At 71.0% G+C, this 15,455-nt stretch carries 12 protein-coding genes; 4 read left to right on the top strand and 8 right to left on the bottom strand.

What is annotated here, in order from left to right; translation table 11 throughout:
* Positions 1–4 precede the first annotated feature (4 nt).
* Positions 5–835 (top strand): aldo/keto reductase, encoded by an 831-nt coding sequence (locus PV679_RS27090; protein ID WP_319683026.1) that lies wholly within the window; start codon positions 5–7, stop codon positions 833–835.
* A 138-nt stretch (positions 836–973) separates the two neighbouring features.
* On the opposite strand, the gene PV679_RS27095 is transcribed toward PV679_RS27090, so the two are convergent.
* Together PV679_RS27095 and PV679_RS27100 are read right to left on the bottom strand one after the other, a co-directional pair.
* Positions 974–1,954, bottom strand: coding sequence for an AraC family transcriptional regulator (locus PV679_RS27095; RefSeq protein WP_319683027.1), 981 nt, complete (start codon positions 1,952–1,954; stop codon positions 974–976).
* Between the two features lie 47 nt (positions 1,955–2,001).
* On the bottom strand, positions 2,002–2,307 hold the full coding sequence (locus tag PV679_RS27100) for a 4a-hydroxytetrahydrobiopterin dehydratase (protein WP_319683028.1): 306 nt from the start codon (positions 2,305–2,307) through the stop codon (positions 2,002–2,004).
* A 125-nt stretch (positions 2,308–2,432) separates the two neighbouring features.
* On the opposite strand from PV679_RS27100, the gene PV679_RS27105 reads away from it, so the two are divergent.
* The gene (locus PV679_RS27105; RefSeq protein ID WP_319683029.1) at positions 2,433–3,254 is read left to right on the top strand and encodes a helix-turn-helix transcriptional regulator; all 822 of its coding nucleotides are present in this window, start codon (positions 2,433–2,435) and stop codon (positions 3,252–3,254) included.
* A 75-nt stretch (positions 3,255–3,329) separates the two neighbouring features.
* Here PV679_RS27105 and PV679_RS27110 read toward each other — a convergent pair whose 3' ends face one another.
* Positions 3,330–5,363 (bottom strand): DUF2264 domain-containing protein, encoded by a 2,034-nt coding sequence (locus tag PV679_RS27110; protein ID WP_319683030.1) that lies wholly within the window; start codon positions 5,361–5,363, stop codon positions 3,330–3,332.
* Positions 5,364–5,677: 314 nt separating this feature from the next.
* Between PV679_RS27110 and PV679_RS27115 the strand changes: the two genes are divergently transcribed.
* On the top strand, positions 5,678–6,571 hold the full coding sequence (locus PV679_RS27115) for an RNA polymerase sigma factor SigF (protein ID WP_319683031.1): 894 nt from the start codon (positions 5,678–5,680) through the stop codon (positions 6,569–6,571).
* Between the two features lie 109 nt (positions 6,572–6,680).
* The gene (locus PV679_RS27120; protein ID WP_319683032.1) at positions 6,681–6,938 is read left to right on the top strand and encodes a hypothetical protein; all 258 of its coding nucleotides are present in this window, start codon (positions 6,681–6,683) and stop codon (positions 6,936–6,938) included.
* A 104-nt stretch (positions 6,939–7,042) separates the two neighbouring features.
* Here the strand turns inward: PV679_RS27120 and PV679_RS27125 are convergent, their stop codons facing one another.
* From PV679_RS27125 to PV679_RS27145, 5 genes are all read right to left on the bottom strand, one after another.
* A complete protein-coding gene (locus tag PV679_RS27125) occupies positions 7,043–10,072 on the bottom strand; it encodes an alpha-mannosidase (RefSeq protein ID WP_319683033.1) in 3,030 nt (1,009 codons plus the stop codon).
* 34 nt (positions 10,073–10,106) lie between these two features.
* Positions 10,107–12,221 (bottom strand): endo-beta-N-acetylglucosaminidase, encoded by a 2,115-nt coding sequence (locus PV679_RS27130; protein ID WP_319683034.1) that lies wholly within the window; start codon positions 12,219–12,221, stop codon positions 10,107–10,109.
* Between the two features lie 82 nt (positions 12,222–12,303).
* Positions 12,304–13,557 carry a glycosyl hydrolase gene (locus tag PV679_RS27135; protein ID WP_319683035.1) on the bottom strand — a complete coding sequence of 418 codons (1,254 nt, stop codon included), beginning with the start codon at positions 13,555–13,557 and terminating at the stop codon, positions 12,304–12,306.
* A 68-nt stretch (positions 13,558–13,625) separates the two neighbouring features.
* Positions 13,626–14,486: a carbohydrate ABC transporter permease gene (locus PV679_RS27140; protein WP_319683036.1), complete on the bottom strand. Its 861-nt coding sequence runs from the start codon at positions 14,484–14,486 to the stop codon at positions 13,626–13,628.
* Positions 14,483–15,454, bottom strand: coding sequence for a carbohydrate ABC transporter permease (locus PV679_RS27145; RefSeq protein WP_416069809.1), 972 nt, complete (start codon positions 15,452–15,454; stop codon positions 14,483–14,485). The genes PV679_RS27140 and PV679_RS27145 overlap by 4 nt, the downstream gene beginning before the upstream one ends.
* Position 15,455 lies beyond the last annotated feature (1 nt).

Raw genomic sequence — 15,455 nt, forward strand, 5'->3', positions numbered from 1 at the left:
GCTCGTGAGCAAGGTCCCCACCCTCACTCTCAACAACGGCATCGAGATGCCCCAGCTCGGCTTCGGTGTCTGGCAGGTGCCGGACGACGAGGCGGCGCGAGCCGTGGGCACCGCGCTGGAGGCCGGCTACCGCAGCATCGACACCGCCGCCATCTACGGCAACGAAGAGGGCACGGGCAAGGCCATCGCCGCCTCCGGGACACCCCGTGAGGAACTCTTCGTCACCACGAAGCTGTGGAACAGCGACCAGGGCTACGACGCTACACTGCGGGCCTTCGACACCTCGCTGAAGAAGCTCGGCCTGGACTACGTCGACCTCTATCTCATCCACTGGCCGATGCCGGAGGTCGGCAGCTACACCGACACGTACAAGGCGTTCGAGAAGATCTACGCGGACGGCCGCGCCAGGGCCATCGGCGTCTCCAACTTCCATCCGGAGTATCTGGAACGGCTGACCGGCGAGACCTCGGTGGTGCCGGCGGTCAACCAGATCGAGCTGCACCCGCAGCTCCAGCAGGCCGAGGCCCGTGCCTTCCACGCCGAGCGCGGTATCGCCACCGAGGCATGGTCGCCGCTGGGCCAGGGCAAGGGTCTGCTCGATGTCCCGACGGTGGTGGCCATCGCGCGCAAGCACGAGAAGACCCCGGCCCAGGTCGTCCTGCGCTGGCACCTCCAGATCGGGAACGTGGTCATCCCCAAGTCCGTGACGCCCGCGCGGATCCGCGAGAACATCGATGTGTTCGGCTTCGAGCTGGACGCGGACGACCTGGCGGCGTTCGCCGCGCTCGACGAGGGCAAGCGCCTCGGATCGGACCCGGCGAAGGTCAACCGCTGACCCCGGTCGTCCCGTGAGTGACCGTGGCGCCGCAGGCCGGACAGGCCGGCGGCGCCACCGCTTTCGCGCCGGTCCCGGCCCTGAGCGGCGCACCGGCCGCACGGGCCGGAAGCATGGCTGCCCGTCGGCATGGCGTGCTCACGCCGGTGGCGAGCTGCGCCGCGGCTCCGGCACCGCGGCCGGCTGAGCGCCGCGCGCCCGGTACTCCTGCGGGCTGACGCCACGGACCCGCTTGAAGGCCGCGCTGAGCGCGAACGAACCGCTGTAGCCGACCTTCCTGGCCACCGACTCGACCGTCGCGTCCGTCCCGCGCAGCAGATCGGCGGCTGTCGCGAGCCGCCAGCCGGTGAGATACGCCATCGGCGGCTCGCCGACGAGCTCGGTGAAGCGGCGGGCGAGCCCGGCCCGTGAGATTCCGCAGGCGGCGGCGAGCGAGGCGACCGTCCAGGGACGGGCCGGTTCGTTCTGCAACAGCCGCAGAGCGCTGCCGACCGCCGGATCCGCCATGGCCCGGTACCAGCCGGGCGCTTCGGCGTCCGGACGCGAGAACCACGCTCTGAGGACGGCGATCAGCATCAGATCGAGGACCCGGTCGAGGACGACGCTCTGACCGGGCTCGTCCCGGGAGATCTCGTCGTCGAGGACCGGCATCAGCGGCCCGTTCCACGCGTCGGCCGGCAACTGGAGCAGGGTGGGCAGGGCGTCCAGCAGGCGTCTGCTGACCTCGCCGTCCATCTGGTACGTACCGATGAGCACGGTCGTACCGCCGTCCGGAGCGTTCCCCCAGGTCCGTACGCCCAGCCGCATGGACTGGGCGAGCGGCTCGCCTTCCAGAGTGTGGCAGACACCACCGGGACCGATCAGAGCGCGCGGGCTGGTGGTGGGACTGTCGGCGGTGATGTACGGCTCGGGGCCACGGGCGATCGCGACATCTCCCGGACGCAGCCGCACCGCTTCCCCGCCGTCGGGCACGATCCATGCCTCGCCGCGAGTGACACACATCAGACAGAGCGGGGCGCGGTCCTCGATGCGCACGGACCACGGCGGCTCCATCACCATGCGCAGCAGAAAAGCCCCCCGGGCCCGCGGTCCGTCGAGGAGTCCGGCGAGTACGTCCATGGTCACCAGCGTAAATGCAGCGGCGGGACCGTCTGTCGCGCCACCGGTCAGTTCGCGCCGTGTGCCGCGGCAATCTCCTCGACGCGCCGCGCGAGCGTGAAGTCCCGTTCCGTGACGGCGTGTCCGGCGTCATGCGTGTGGACGGCGAGCGACACCGTGTTGTAGCCGAGGGTCAGATCGGAGTGGTGGTTCAGCTCCTCCTGGATCTGGGCGACATGGACGACCATGGCGGTCGCCGCGAAGTGGGTCCCGAGACGGTAGGTACGGCCGATGCGACCGTCCTTCAGGGACCAGCCGGGAAGGCTCCGCAGCCGGTCCTCGGTCTCGCTCTGCGACAGCGGCTCGGTGGCCATGGTCTGGGCTCCTTCCGGGACGGCACCTGTGCGGCCGACGATACGTCGTGCTGACGCGCCGCCGGTGCCGCCGTGCCGCTGCCGCCGGTCATACCGGTCCGCGGGCGTTGTATTACGGTCTTCGTATGGCAGCTCTCGCTCCGACCACGGCGGTCGGTCCCTTGTTGCGCGACTGGCGCAGACGGCGCCGGATCAGCCAGTTGGAGCTGGCGCTCCGGGCCGATTCGTCCGCCCGGCACATCAGCTTCATCGAGACGGGACGCTCGCGCCCGAGCGAGGAGATGGTGCTGCGGCTCGCCGAGCGTCTCGATGTCCCGGTCCGCGAGCGCAACTCGCTGCTGCTGGCGGCCGGTTACGCTCCCCGGTTCAGCGAGACCGCGCTGGACGACCCGGCCCTGGACGCGCTGCGCGAGGGACTGACCCGGCTTCTGCGGGGATACGAGCCGTATCCGGCGCTGGTCGTCGACGGCACGTACACCGTGGTGGCGGCCAACCGCGGCATCGCCATGCTGCTGGACGGTCTGCCAGGAAAGCTGCTCGCGCCGCCCTTGAACGCCATGCGGATCACGCTCCATCCGGAGGGCCTGGCCCCGCGCATCCACAATCTGCGGGAGTGGCGCGGCCATCTGCTGGACCAGATGGAGCGTCAGCTCGCGCTCTCCCGCTCACCGGCGCTGCGCGAGCTGTACGACGAGGTCGCGGCCTATCCGCCGGCGGAGCGGGCCCGGCCGGAGCGGACGGCGGAGACATCCGTGGACGGTGACGCCGCCGCGCCGAGGTTCGCGCTTCCGATGCGGATCGAGCACGACGGCCATGTGCTGTCCTTCGTCTCGTCCATCTCCACCTTCAACACGCCGATGGATGTGACCGTCGCCGAACTGGCCGTCGAGACATTCCTCCCGGCGGATCCGGCGACGGTCAAGTATCTGACCTCGCTCATGCCCTGAGGTCCGTCCGGACAGCGGTCAGGCGTCTGGAAGGGCCGCGACGTGCCGGTCCGGTCGTCGACGATCCGGCGGTCGTCACGCGCGGTACGAGTCCTGCCACCGGTCTCCGGCCGGAGGCGGCGCGGGAAGTCGTACGGTGTCCGTGCTGCCGTCCGGCCAGGCCACCTCGGCCTCCACAGCGGCGCCGGGCGCCGGCTCCTCGTCGGATCCTTCGAAGCGGACGGTCAGGCGCGGGAGTTGGTCCGGCCTGAGGCGGTCGCCGCCGAGATGGACGGCCGCGGCGAGCGGCGCACCGTACGGCACGGGTCCTTCCGTCCACAGCACGGGTGTCGCGGACACGGCGCCCAGGGCGTTGCTGTCGGTGGCGCGGTGGGTCTCCGCGGTGGAGAAGCCGCGCAGCGCGACAACGGTGGACCACAGTCCGCCGGCGCCGGTGACGCCGGCGCTCGCGCGCTCGTCCCAGGAGGTGTGCCCGCCGCTGTCACGGGCGCCGACCGGAAGCGACCAGCCGCCGAGCCGCAGCCGCCACGGCCCGGGACGGTCGTCGCTCCGGACGGGGTCGACCCGGACGAGCCGGATCTCGACCGGGCCGCGCAGTACGGAGGCGACGGTGATCCAGGGTCCGAGGCGGTACTCCGTGTCGGGGCCGCCGAACGGGTCCCAGCGTTCGTCGGCGGGCCAGTGGGCGCGGCTGCGGGAGACGCCGGTCGCGCCGTCGACCGCGATCCGTTCCAGCGGACGGCGGTGGGCGGCGCGTCCTTCGGTGTCCACCAGCGTGACGGTGGAGTCGACCGGCCCGCCGGCCGGATCCGCCGGCGTCTCCGGCGCGGTGTGGGTGGAGTACGCCAGCCGGGCGTAGGCGGGGTCGTCCGAGTGCGGGCGCGCGGGATCGGTGTGGTCGGCGCCGTGGTTGACGACCCGCACGACTCCGTCCGACGCCGTCCCGGAGACCAGCCAGCCGGGAGCCCGCAGCGTACGGCTGAAGTCGCTCCGCTCGACGGCGAGCGGGCTCTCCCGCTCGGTCCACACGGCGTGGTCCGGCGGAAGGAGCAGTCCGATGAAGCCCTTGCTCGCCCAGTACGGCGAGGCCGGGCCCGAGTAGCCCTGGAGGAGCGGCCGGAAGGGCCGGTGCCAGCCGAGTGTGAGCAGCCCGTCGCCGTCGACCGCGCCATGGGAAGTGAAGTGGCCGAGCATCCTGGAGGCGAGCGCCCGGGTCTCGCCGGGAGCGAGCGGAGTGGCGTCGAACAGCGCGCCGGTCCATACCGGTGCGAGCGCGGCGAACCGGTAGGTGAGCGAGCGGCCCTGGATCAGCGGAGAGCCGTTGGCGCCGACGAGCAGCCGCTGGTCCGCCAGGAAGCGGCGCAGCCGGGCGCGGTAGCGGTCGAGCAGGCCCGGCGGCGCCGCGTCGCCCAGCATCCGGCAGTACCAGAGCGGATAGAGGTGCATGGCCCAGCCGTTGTAGTGGTCGAAGTTCCGGTGCCGGCCGCCGGTGAGCCCGTCGGAGTACCAGCCGTCGCCCGCGTACCACTCGTCGGTGAGCGCGATGGTGCGGTCCAGGTCCTCCTGGCGCCAGTCGCCGCCGGCGCCGCGCGCGAATGCCTCGGTGACGGCCTGGAACCAGATCCAGTTGTTCTGCGGCATGTCGGTGCCGACCATGGCGCCCAGCCAGTCCAGTGCCTGACGCTGTACGCGCCGGGACAGCCGGTCCCAGATCCAGGGCCGGGTCTCGTGCAGGGCGAGCGCGACGGAAGCCGCTTCCACCTTGGCCTGGTTGCTCTCCTTGAAGGAGGGCCAGCGTTCCGGGCTCGCCGGGTCGACGCCGGCGGCCAGTCCCGCCGCGTACCACTCGGCGAGTCCGCCCGGGTCCGCGCCGTCGGCGCCGCGCAGCCGGAACGCGGCCAGCAGGAAGGAGCGTGCGAAGCCTTCCAGGCCGTCGCTCCAGGCGCCGTTGTGGCTGGCCGGTCCCGGCAGCCGGACGAGAGCGTGACCGGGAGAGGCGTACGGGCGCAGGGCCGACAGCAGTTGGTCGGCGGTCCGCTCCCAGTGGGCGCGGCCGGCGGCAGGGTTTCCTGGCGGGACAGGGTCGGTGGTGGCGGAGGTGGGCGTCATCGGTGCAGGCTCTCCCGTACGTCTCGTACTCACCGCGGATCGTGTCGCCCGCGTCCGGCGGTGCGGCCGGTCGGTACCGGCCACCGCTCTGAGAAAGCCCTTTCTTGCACTGCCCTGTACCTCCGTGGTGGCCGACGGTGCCATGTAAGTCCAGTCGATCGTCTGCGTCAACGCCTGATAGAAAGCGCGTTCCCCGAGTGCGCCGGCCCGGCGGTGGTGAAACTCCCGGAAGCCTTCTTTCCGGACCGTGGCATGAGTGGGCCGGCCGGGGGCAGAAGCGCAACCTGAACGTCCGCCGCGTTGGAGGGTGAGTGATGACGACCAGAACTGTGCGAGCTGCCGAGGTGGAGCGGACGGAGGGTGTCGTCCGGGCACCCGGGACGGACGCTCCCGCCGAACTGCCCCGGATCGACGACCCGGGCAAGGTCGCCCCGAAGGACGCGCGGGCGCTGTCGAAGCTGTTCTTCGATCAGCTCCAGGTCCTCGAAGAGGGCACGCGTGAATACCAGTACGCGCGCAACACGCTGATCGAGATGAATCAGTCGCTGGTGAAGTTCGCGGCCGGCCGCTTCCGTAATCGCGGCAGCGGCGAGATGGAGGACATCCTCCAGGTCGGGATGATCGGGCTGATCAAGGCGATCGACCGGTTCGATCTGTCCCGCGAGGTCGAGTTCACCTCCTTCGCCGTCCCTTACATCGTCGGCGAGATCAAGCGCTTCTTCCGCGACACGAGCTGGGCCGTCCATGTCCCGCGCCGGCTCCAGGAGCTCCGGGTCGAGCTGGCCAAGGCGAAGGAGCATCTCGCCACGAGCCTGGACCGGGACCCGACCGTCAAGGAACTCGCCGAGCTGCTCGGAATCAGCGAGGAAGAGGTCATCGAGGGCCTGGTCGCGACCAACGGCTACACGGCCGGTTCACTGGACATGCCCGCCGGTGAGGACGGAGAGCCCAACACCTCCGGACGCACCTTCGCCGATGTGCTGGGCGACACGGACCCCGGCATGGAGAAGATCGAGAATCTGCACGCGCTGGCCCCGCTGCTGGAGCAGCTCGACGAGCGCGAGCGCGGCATCGTGGAGATGCGCTTCGGCCGGGAGATGACTCAGTCCCAGATCGGCGCGGAGCTGGGCGTCTCGCAGATGCATGTGTCCAGGCTGCTGAACCGGATCATCACACGGCTCCGCGCGGGAATGCTCGTCGAGGACTGAGCCGCCGCACACGGTGCGGGAGACAGGCGCCCGGGCGGTGCGGTACGGCGGATTGTCAGACCCGTGAATCAGACTTGGAGTCCGACTGATTCACGGGGAGGAAGCCGATATGACCACCACCATGCCCAGTGAGCGCGCCGCCGCGCGGGCGTACCTGCGACTCCTGGCCGCCGCGCGGGCCGTGCTGGACGACCCGCGTCGGCCGTCGCCGGCCGCACCGCTGTTGGCGGCCCCGCTCGCCGAGGCGGACGAGGCCCTGATGGCGGCCGCCCTGGCCGGGAACGAGCAGGAGTTTCTGCGCCTGGTCGCCGTCCAGGCGCTGGGCTCGGCCCCGGCGGACCGGAGCGCCGCCGATCCGGCCCGCTGAACGACACCCGGTCGGCGGCACGCACGCTCGCGCACGCGGGCCGGCACCGGGCGGGCGCTCTGAGAGGCGCCCGCCCGGTGCCGCCTGCCGGAGACCGCGGCGGATCAGCGGCGGGTCAGGCGCAGCGTGACCAGCTCGAACGGACGCAGCGACAGACGCACGGCTCCGTCGGCCAGTTCCGGCTGTTCGGTGTCCGTCAGTGGACGCTCCAGGAGATCGGTCGCGGCGACCGCGGTGGCGTCGAAGTCCGTCCCGATCCGGACGCGGGCGCGTCCGCCGGCCGACTCGTAGAGGCGTACGACGAGGTCGCCGCTCTCGTCGTCGGCCAGCTTCAGCGCGCTGACCACGACGGCGTCGTTGTCGACGGTCACCAAGGGAGCGACCGCACCGGACCCGGTGAGCCGGCGCTCCGGCAGATTGACGCGATAGCCCTCCCGCACCGCGTCACCGATCGTCGCGCCCGGCGCCAGCGCGTGCCGGAAGCGGTGCACGCCCTGGTCGGTCTCCGGGTCGGGAAAGCGCGGAGCGCGCAGCAGCGAGACCCGGACGGTCGTGGTCGTACCGGCGTCCGACTCGCGGACCGTACGGGTCACATCGTGGCCGTAGGTCGAGTCATTGACGAGCGCGACGCCCCAGCCCGGCTCCTCCAGATGGACGAAGCGGTGGTTGCACGCCTCGAACTTGGCCGCCTCCCAGCTCGTGTTGGTGTGCGTGGCCCGGTACACATGGCCGAACTGCGTCTCGGAGGCGTACCGCTCGGCGTGCACGTCCAGCGGGAACGCGGCCTTGAGGAACTTCTCGGTCTCGTGCCAGTCGACCTCGGTGTCGATGTCGAGCCGCTTGACTCCCGGCGTGAGGGTCAGCGACTGGATGACCTTCGACGAGCCGAAGCTGCGGACGACACGTACGCCGGCGGTGTGTCCGTCCTCGACCGGGACGAGTTCGTCGAGGTCCGTCAGATCCGTGACGGTGTTCCGGTAGAACTCGTCCACGTCCCACGCGTCCCACTGGTTCGGGAAGTCGGGATGGATCTGGAGCAGGTTGGCCGCCTCGCCCGGCGCGACGGTCTCCCGCTCGGCGCCGAGGTCGTACGCCGAGACCACCAGACCGCGCGCGTCGATCTCGACCTTCAGCAGATCGTTGCTGAGCACATAGCCGCCGCCGTCGCGCGGCTGGAGCCGGGCGGTACCGGCGCCGGCCTCCGGCCCCGCCGCGCCCGCCGCGACGCCGCCGCGCGTGTGCGGCGCGGAGTTGAAGAGCAGCGCCGTACCGCCGGTCGCGTCACCGGCGAGGGCGCGCTGGGCCGCGTCGATGACGCCGTTCAGCTCCTCGGCGAGGGCCGCGTAGGTCTTCTCGGCCTCGCGGTGCACCCAGGCGATCGACGAGCCGGGCAGGATGTCGTGGAACTGGTGCAGCAGCACCGTCTTCCAGATCCGGTCGAGCTGCTCGTACGGATACGCCGAGCCGGTCCGAACGGCCGCGGTGGCGGCCCACAACTCGGCCTCCCGCAGCAGATGTTCACTGCGCCGGTTGCCCTGCTTGGTCTTCGCCTGGCTGGTGAGGGTGGCGCGGTGCAGCTCCAGATAGAGCTCGCCGACCCAGACCGGCGGATTCGGATACTCCGCCTCGGCCTTGGCGAAGAAGTCACCAGGGGTCTCCCACGCGACCGTGGCGGACCCTTCCAGGCTGCGCATCCGGGCCGCCTTGGCGATCATCTCCCGGGTGGTGCCGCCACCGCCGTCGCCCCAGCCGGTCGGCGCGAGTGAGTGCCTGGCGACCCCCTTCTCCTTGAAGTTCCGCGCCGCGTGAGCGATCTGCTCGCCGGTCATGGAGCAGTTGTAGGAGTCGACGGGCGGGAAGTGGGTGAAGATCCGGGTGCCGTCGATGCCCTCCCAGCGGAAGGTGTGGTGCGGGAACTTATTGATCTTGCTCCACGAGATCTTCTGGGTGAGCAGCCACTTGGATCCGGCGGCCTTGATGATCTGTGGCAGCCCCGCGGCGAAGCCGAAGGTGTCCGGCAGCCACGCCTCGTCGTTCTCGATGCCGAACTCGTCGAGGAAGAAGCGCTTGCCGTGGACGAACTGCCGGGCCATCGCCTCGGAGCCCGGCATATTGGTGTCGGACTCGACCCACATACCGCCGGCCGGTACGAACCGTCCCTCCGCCACGGCCTTCTTCACCTTGGCGTAGACCTCGGGCCGGTGCTCCTTGATCCAGGCGAACTGCTGCGCCTGCGACATCGCGAAGACGAATTCGGGCTCGTCCTCCAGCAGCGCGGTCATATTGGCCGTCGTACGGGCGACCTTGCGGACCGTCTCGCGCAGCGGCCACAGCCAGGCGGAGTCGATATGGGCGTGACCGACCGCGCTGATCCGGTGAGCGGTCGACGGAGCGGGCGTCGCCAGCACCTCGGCGAGCTGTGCCCGCGCCGCCGCCGCGGAGCCGTTCACATCCTGGAGGTCCACCGCGTCCAGCGCGCGGCTGATCGCGCGCAGGATCTCCCAGCGGCGCGCACCGTCGACGGGCAGCTCCGCCATCAGCTCGCCGAGCACCTCCAGATCCAGCACGAGCTGCCACACGGTCTCGTCGAAGACCGCGAGATCCATCCGGGCCAGCCTGTACTGCGGCTCACTGCCCGCGGTCTCCTTGTCACCGAGCCGGGTCGGCAGGAAGGGGTGGTAGTCGAGGATGACCGGGTTGGAAGCCGCCTCGACATGCAGCAGCACCTCTTCGCCGCCGGCGGCCGGCGCCGCGACGCGCACCCACTGGTTGCGCGGGTTGAGACCCTTCACCGGCGAGCCGTCCGGCCGGTAGACCAGACCCTCGCACTGGAATCCCGGCATGTTCTCGTCGAAGCCGAGGTCGAGGATCGCCTCGACGGTCCGGCCCGCCCACTTCTCGGGGACGGTTCCCGAGACGCGGAACCAGCTCGTGCCCCAGGGGGCACCCCACCGGTCACCGACCGCGACCGGCTCGGCGGGACCGGCGAGGCCCTCCGCCACCGGCACGGGCTCGCCGGGCGCGTTCCAGACCGCCACGTCCAGCGGTATCGATTCGGGATAGACGGCTGGCCGGATGCGCTCGTCGAGGACGCGCTTGAGGCGGGCTTCGACCAGGCTGCGGTCGTCGTGCATGAGGGGAGGCTCCTGAGCTGCTTAAGGGTGCGGGTTACCAGGGACGGCCGGTGCCGGTGGCGCCGGAGACGGAGTAGACCTCTCCGACACTACGCACTTCGAAACGGGCGGTGTCCTCGCCCTGCTCCGGCCGCAGGGACGAAACATAAAAGGCCGCGCCGCAGGTCGCGCCGAGGAAGCGGCGCGACCCGTCGGGCAGGACGCGGTGCAGCTCGTAGTGGCGGACCTGGCCGGAGGCCCGGTCCCAGGCGAAGCGGAACGCGGTGCCGGTGCCGTCGGGCGCCGTGCCGGTGATCCGCAGCGCGCTTGGCGCGGCGGGCGCGGCGGTGGCGTTGTGGACCGACAGCGCGCCGAGCCGGAACCGTACGGAGGTGGCGCCCGAGGCCGCCGTGAGCCGGATGCCCAGAGCGTGGACCGTGCCCGTGGGCCGTCCGCCGAGCAGGGCCGAGAGCCGCAGTGTGGCGGTGGCCCAGCCGGTACCGGGCCGGAGGGTACCGGCCGGCAGATAGCTGTACGGGAGCGCCGCGCCCGGCGTCGCGGGCTCGGCGGTGGCCACCGCGAGGTCGACGGTGACCGGTCCCGCGTCGGCGCGGTAGGTGAGGTCGACGACGGTGTCGGCGGTCAGCGGCAGCCGGGTGCTGTACAGATCGACGGTCGTGGGAGCGCTGAGCGCGCCGTCCACCAGCAGACTGCTGCCGCCGCGCCAGGCGTCGGCGAAGTCGAAGGTGACGGCCGGTCTCACACCGGTGGTGCGCACGACCCAGCGGCGGTTCGGCAGCCGGTCCTGGACGCCGAGGTGGTTCCAGCCGGTGTCGGAGGTGACGGCGCCGTTGTCGTACCAGCGCAGTCCGTGGCCGGTGTTGAAGGTCGTGCCGAAAGGCAGGGAGGCCACGGCCGACCGGTCGGCGACGGAGACGGCCGGCGCGCGCCAGGTGCCCGCCGTGTCCGGCTTGGACGGGTCGAGGGACTGGCCTGTCCAGAAGCGGTCGTCGGCCGCGTGGAACTGTCCGGGAGTGCGGCCGGCCGGGAGCTGGTTGCGGGTCCACTCGGGCCGGTAGAAGCCGAAGGAGACGACATGCGGACCGCCGGTGGGGACGATGGCGTTCCAGTTGACGGACTTGTTCCAGCCGCTCGCCTCGACGTCCACGCCCGCCCACAGCTCGTAGCGGTCCCGGCCGAGCGTGCCCGCCAGCGTGCCGGAGGAGGCGAGGCTCGCCGCGCTCCAGCGGAAGTCCAGGAACATGGAGTCGCTGACCGTGCCGCCGGTGTCCTGGAAGAAGGTCTGGTTGCGCGAGTTGAGGGCGCCCTGCCAGGAGATCCTGCCGTCGGTCGTCATCGCGTCGTACCAGGTCACCTTGAGCCCGTGGGCCTGGCTCAGCGAGCGCAGCCGGCGCAGGAAGCCGAGCATGTCGGCGGCGAGCGCCGCGTCTCCGCCGTCGGTCTCGGCGTTGATGAACCAGCCGTCGAAGCCGTGGGCCACGGCCACCTCGACCAGCTTGTCGGCGAGCGGATAGCCGCCGGCGGCGTCGCGCTGGACCAGGTCACGGGTCCACTGGAGCTGGCCGCCGTACGCGGCGGGCGGCAGGAAGACATTGCCGAGCACCGGTACGCCGTTGCGGTGGGCGGCGTCCACGATCGGCGCGTTGGGCGCGAGGATCAGTCCTTCGCCGGAGGAGCCGCCCCAGAAGACCAGTTCGTCGATGTACTGCCAGTGTGCGAGGGCGTAGTAGTCGGCGGTGGCGGAGCCCTGGGACGGGTTCTGCGCGGTGGGGCCGAAGGAGACGAGCGAGGCGACACGGGCCTGTCCGGCGCGGGCCGTGGTGTTCACGGCCACCGGTGTGAAGCGCGGAGCGAGCGGTATGGACGCCTGGTTGAAGGCGAGGTCCGGGTCGTCCTCGGCGCGCCAGGTCTTCAGTCCGCGCCAGGTGATGCCCGCGCCGGGAGCGCCGGCGGGAAGGGAGTCCGGATACCAGTACGAGGCGTACGGCTGTCCGGCCGCCGCCGCTTCGGCTGCCGCGGCGGGCGCGGTGGCCGCCGCCGCGTTCCCGGCGAGGGAGGTGCCGAGGACGGCGGCCGCCGTGGCGGCGCCGGCGAGCACGACCGTACGCCGGGCGGGCAGCGCGGACGGCTGGGGCTCTGCGTGGTTCATGGGGCTCTCCGTATCGTTGGGGGCGATTCCGGTGCTGAGCTGAACTGGACGGCGGTGCGGGTCCGTTGACGGCGCGGGCCGGTCATCGGACGTCGTGCGGATGGAGGACCTCGGTGATCCCTCGGGCCGCCAGATGCATCTTGTCCGCGGCGAGGCTCGCCAGAACCACCGCGGGCCTGTGACCTTCCTCCGTGAGCCGGGCGAACGCCTCGAAGAACTCTCCGCCGGGAGCACAGGTGGCGCGGGCGGGCGAGGTCTCGTCGCCGCCGGTGTCGACGGCGAGGGCGGTGGTGCGGGGCGCGGGCCGGTGTTCACCGCTCCGCGCTTCACGGACAAGCCGGGCGATGGACTCGCCGGCCGGTTTGACCTGGCGGTCATTGGTCAACAGGCCGAGGCCGTACTCCAGTTCCGGGAAGTCGGCGAGCGAGCGCGACACGTCGTGCGAGCACCACCAGGTGACGCCCCAGACATCCTGGCAGTCCAGCGCGTTGGCCACGGTCGCCTCGGTGAACTCGGCGGCGTGCTCCGGCGGGATCAGCGGCGCCGGGGCGCCGACCTCCTGGAGCCAGACCGGCCGGTGCGGTTCGAGCGCCCAGGCCTTGGACAGCTCGATCATGTACGCGGCGTGCTGTTCCGTGGCGGTGCCGGTACGGCCGTGGCGCTGGGCGGTGCCGTTGAACACCCAGGAGTGCACGGCGGTGACGGCGCCGATCCTGGCGGCGTGCGCGGGAGTGAAGGCGTGCCCGTCCTGGTACCAGGCGGCGTCGTACTCGGCGTGCAGATGGAGCTTGCCGGGTGCGCCTTCCTCGCAGGCGTCCAGCAGTCGCCGGAGCCAATCGCCGGCCTGGCCCGGTGTGACGGGATCCGGGTCGGGATGCGGCGGCCCGGAGAACTGGTTGATCTCGTTGCCGATGGTCATGCCGATGAAGTTGGGCCGGTCGGCGAGCGCGGCGGCGAGTGTGCGCAGATACTCGGCCTGTCCGGAGACCACGTCGGGGTCGGTGAAGATGTTCCGCCGGTGCCAGGTCTGGGTCCAGGCGGGCAGGAAGTCGAAGCTCGACAGATGGCCCTGGAGTCCGTCGACATTGACGTCGAGTCCGCGTTCGCCGGCGGCGTCGGCGAGCTGGACGAGCTGTTCGACGGCCCGGGGCCTGATCAGCGTGCGGTTGGGCTGGAAGAGCGGCCAGAGCGGGAAGACCCGGATGTGGTCGAGGCCGAGTCCCGCGATCGAGTCCAGGTCGGCGCGTACGGCATCGAGATCGAAGTCCAGCCAGTGGTGGAACCAGCCCTGGCTGGGCGTGTAGTTGACGCCGAAGCGCGGCGCGGAAGAGCTCATTCGGGAAACCGTGTCCTGGTTCTGTGGTGCGGGCGGCTGCGGTCGGAGCGTGGGCCGGAGCGGGCGGGTCAGCCCTTCACGGCCCCTTCGCCGACGCCACGGAAGAAGAAGCGCTGAAGAGAGGCGAAGAGCACGATGAGCGGCAGCACCGCGATGATCGTGCCGGCGGCGACCAGCCGTTCGTCGTTGGCGAAGGTGCCGTGCAGATAGTTCAGACCGATGGTCAGAGTGAAGTTCTCGGGGTCGCTGAGGACGATCAGCGGCCAGAGGAAGTCGTCCCACGCGGCCATGAACGCGAAGATCGCGACCACCGCCAGAGTGCCCTTGACCGCCGGCAGCGCGATTCTGAGGAACCTCTGCCAGACATTGGCGCCGTCGACGAAGGCCGCCTCCTCCACCTCCTGCGGCAGGTTCAGAAAGGCGTTGCGCATCAGCAGGACGTTCATCGCGTTGACGGATCCGGGCAGCAGGACGCCGATCAGCGTGTTGTTCAGACCGAGATCACGCATGGTGGTGAACTGGGCGATGATGATGCCTTCGACGGGGACGAGCATCGCGAGGATGAACGCCAGGGTCGCGGCCCGGCGGCCGCGGTAGCGCAGCCGCGCCAGCGCGTAGCCGGCCAGGGCCGCGCCGACGCAGTTGGTGACCACGTTGGCGGCGGCGACCTTGAGGGAGTTCAGCGCGTAGTCCCAGACCGGGATGGTGTCGGCGACCCGGCCGTAGTTGTCCAGCGTCGGGTCGCTCGGGAAGAACTTCGGCGGTGAGCTGAAGATGTCCTCGTGCGGGCCCTTGAGCGAGGTGGAAAGCTGCCAGAGGAACGGCCCGACGGTCAGGGCCAGTACGGCGAGCAGCAGGACATAGCGCAGGACGAGCGACCAGGGCGCGATGCGCCGGCCGTCGGCGTCGGTGATCTTCAGGAAGCTCACGCGTCCTCCTTGCGGTCGGCGCGGAGCACCAGCAGCATCAGCGCGACGGTGACGACGAAGACCACGACGGAGATGGCGGAGGCGTATCCGACGCGGCCGCTGAGTCCGGTGCCGACGCGCTGGACGAGCATCACCAGGGTGGTGTCCTCACCGGCGGGGCCGCCGTTGGGTCCGGCCATCAGATAGACCTCGGAGAAGACCTTGAAGGCGGCGACCGAGGAGAGCGCTCCGACCAGGACCATGGTGGAGCGGACCGCCGGAACGGTGACGGTGAAGAACCGGCGTACGGCTCCGGCGCCGTCGACGGCGGCGGCCTCGTGCAGTTCGCGCGGCACATTGGCCAGGGCCGCCAAGTAAATGATCATGTAGTAGCCGAGGCCCTTCCAGACCGTGACGGCCATCGCGCTGAACAGCAGCAGCCACTGGTCGCTGAGGAAACCCACCTTGCCGGCGCCGACGGCCTCCAGCAGCGAGTTGATCAGCCCGCGGTCGTCCAGCATCCACACCCAGATCAGTCCGACCACGACGATCGACGCGACGACCGGGGTGTAGAAGGCGGAGCGGAAGAAGGCGATGCCGGGGATGTGCCGCTGGACGAGCATGGCCAGCAGCAGCGGCAGCAGGACCAGGGCCGGGACGACGCCGAGGACGTACAGCGCGCTGTTGCGCAGCCCGATCCAGAACATGTCGTCGTGGATGAGTTCCTGGAAGTTGGCGAAGCCGACGAAGTGTCCGGGGACCAGGGTCCGCCGGTCGGTGAAGGCGTTGACCAGGGTGCTGAAGAAGGGATACAGGCTGAATACGGCGACGATCAGCAGGCCGGGCGCCGCGAACAGCCAGGGGCTGAACGGCAGATGCCGTCTCATGCCGCGGCCGGGCCCACGGCCGCCGGAGCCGGGGCTCCGGGGCGCGGGACCGGCCGGAGCGAGCTCCGAAGAGGTCGCCCGGCGTGCGGTGGTGGTCTTCATC

The organism is Streptomyces sp. AK02-01A, from assembly GCF_033795305.1.
GTDB lineage: Bacteria > Actinomycetota > Actinomycetes > Streptomycetales > Streptomycetaceae > Streptomyces.

What these genes read in the sequence shown, in the direction of transcription:
- PV679_RS27105 (WP_319683029.1), top strand. Translation starts at nt 2,433, where the DNA reads ATGGCAGCTCTCGCTCCGACCACGGCGGTCGGTCCCTTGTTGCGCGAC.
- PV679_RS27115 (WP_319683031.1), top strand. Translation starts at nt 5,678, where the DNA reads ATGACGACCAGAACTGTGCGAGCTGCCGAGGTGGAGCGGACGGAGGGT.
- PV679_RS27130 (WP_319683034.1), bottom strand. Translation starts at nt 12,221, where the DNA reads ATGAACCACGCAGAGCCCCAGCCGTCCGCGCTGCCCGCCCGGCGTACG.
- PV679_RS27110 (WP_319683030.1), bottom strand. Translation starts at nt 5,363, where the DNA reads ATGACGCCCACCTCCGCCACCACCGACCCTGTCCCGCCAGGAAACCCT.
- PV679_RS27135 (WP_319683035.1), bottom strand. Translation starts at nt 13,557, where the DNA reads ATGAGCTCTTCCGCGCCGCGCTTCGGCGTCAACTACACGCCCAGCCAG.
- PV679_RS27125 (WP_319683033.1), bottom strand. Translation starts at nt 10,072, where the DNA reads ATGCACGACGACCGCAGCCTGGTCGAAGCCCGCCTCAAGCGCGTCCTC.
- PV679_RS27100 (WP_319683028.1), bottom strand. Translation starts at nt 2,307, where the DNA reads ATGGCCACCGAGCCGCTGTCGCAGAGCGAGACCGAGGACCGGCTGCGG.
- PV679_RS27145 (WP_416069809.1), bottom strand. Translation starts at nt 15,454, where the DNA reads ATGAAGACCACCACCGCACGCCGGGCGACCTCTTCGGAGCTCGCTCCG.
- PV679_RS27120 (WP_319683032.1), top strand. Translation starts at nt 6,681, where the DNA reads ATGACCACCACCATGCCCAGTGAGCGCGCCGCCGCGCGGGCGTACCTG.
- PV679_RS27095 (WP_319683027.1), bottom strand. Translation starts at nt 1,954, where the DNA reads ATGGACGTACTCGCCGGACTCCTCGACGGACCGCGGGCCCGGGGGGCT.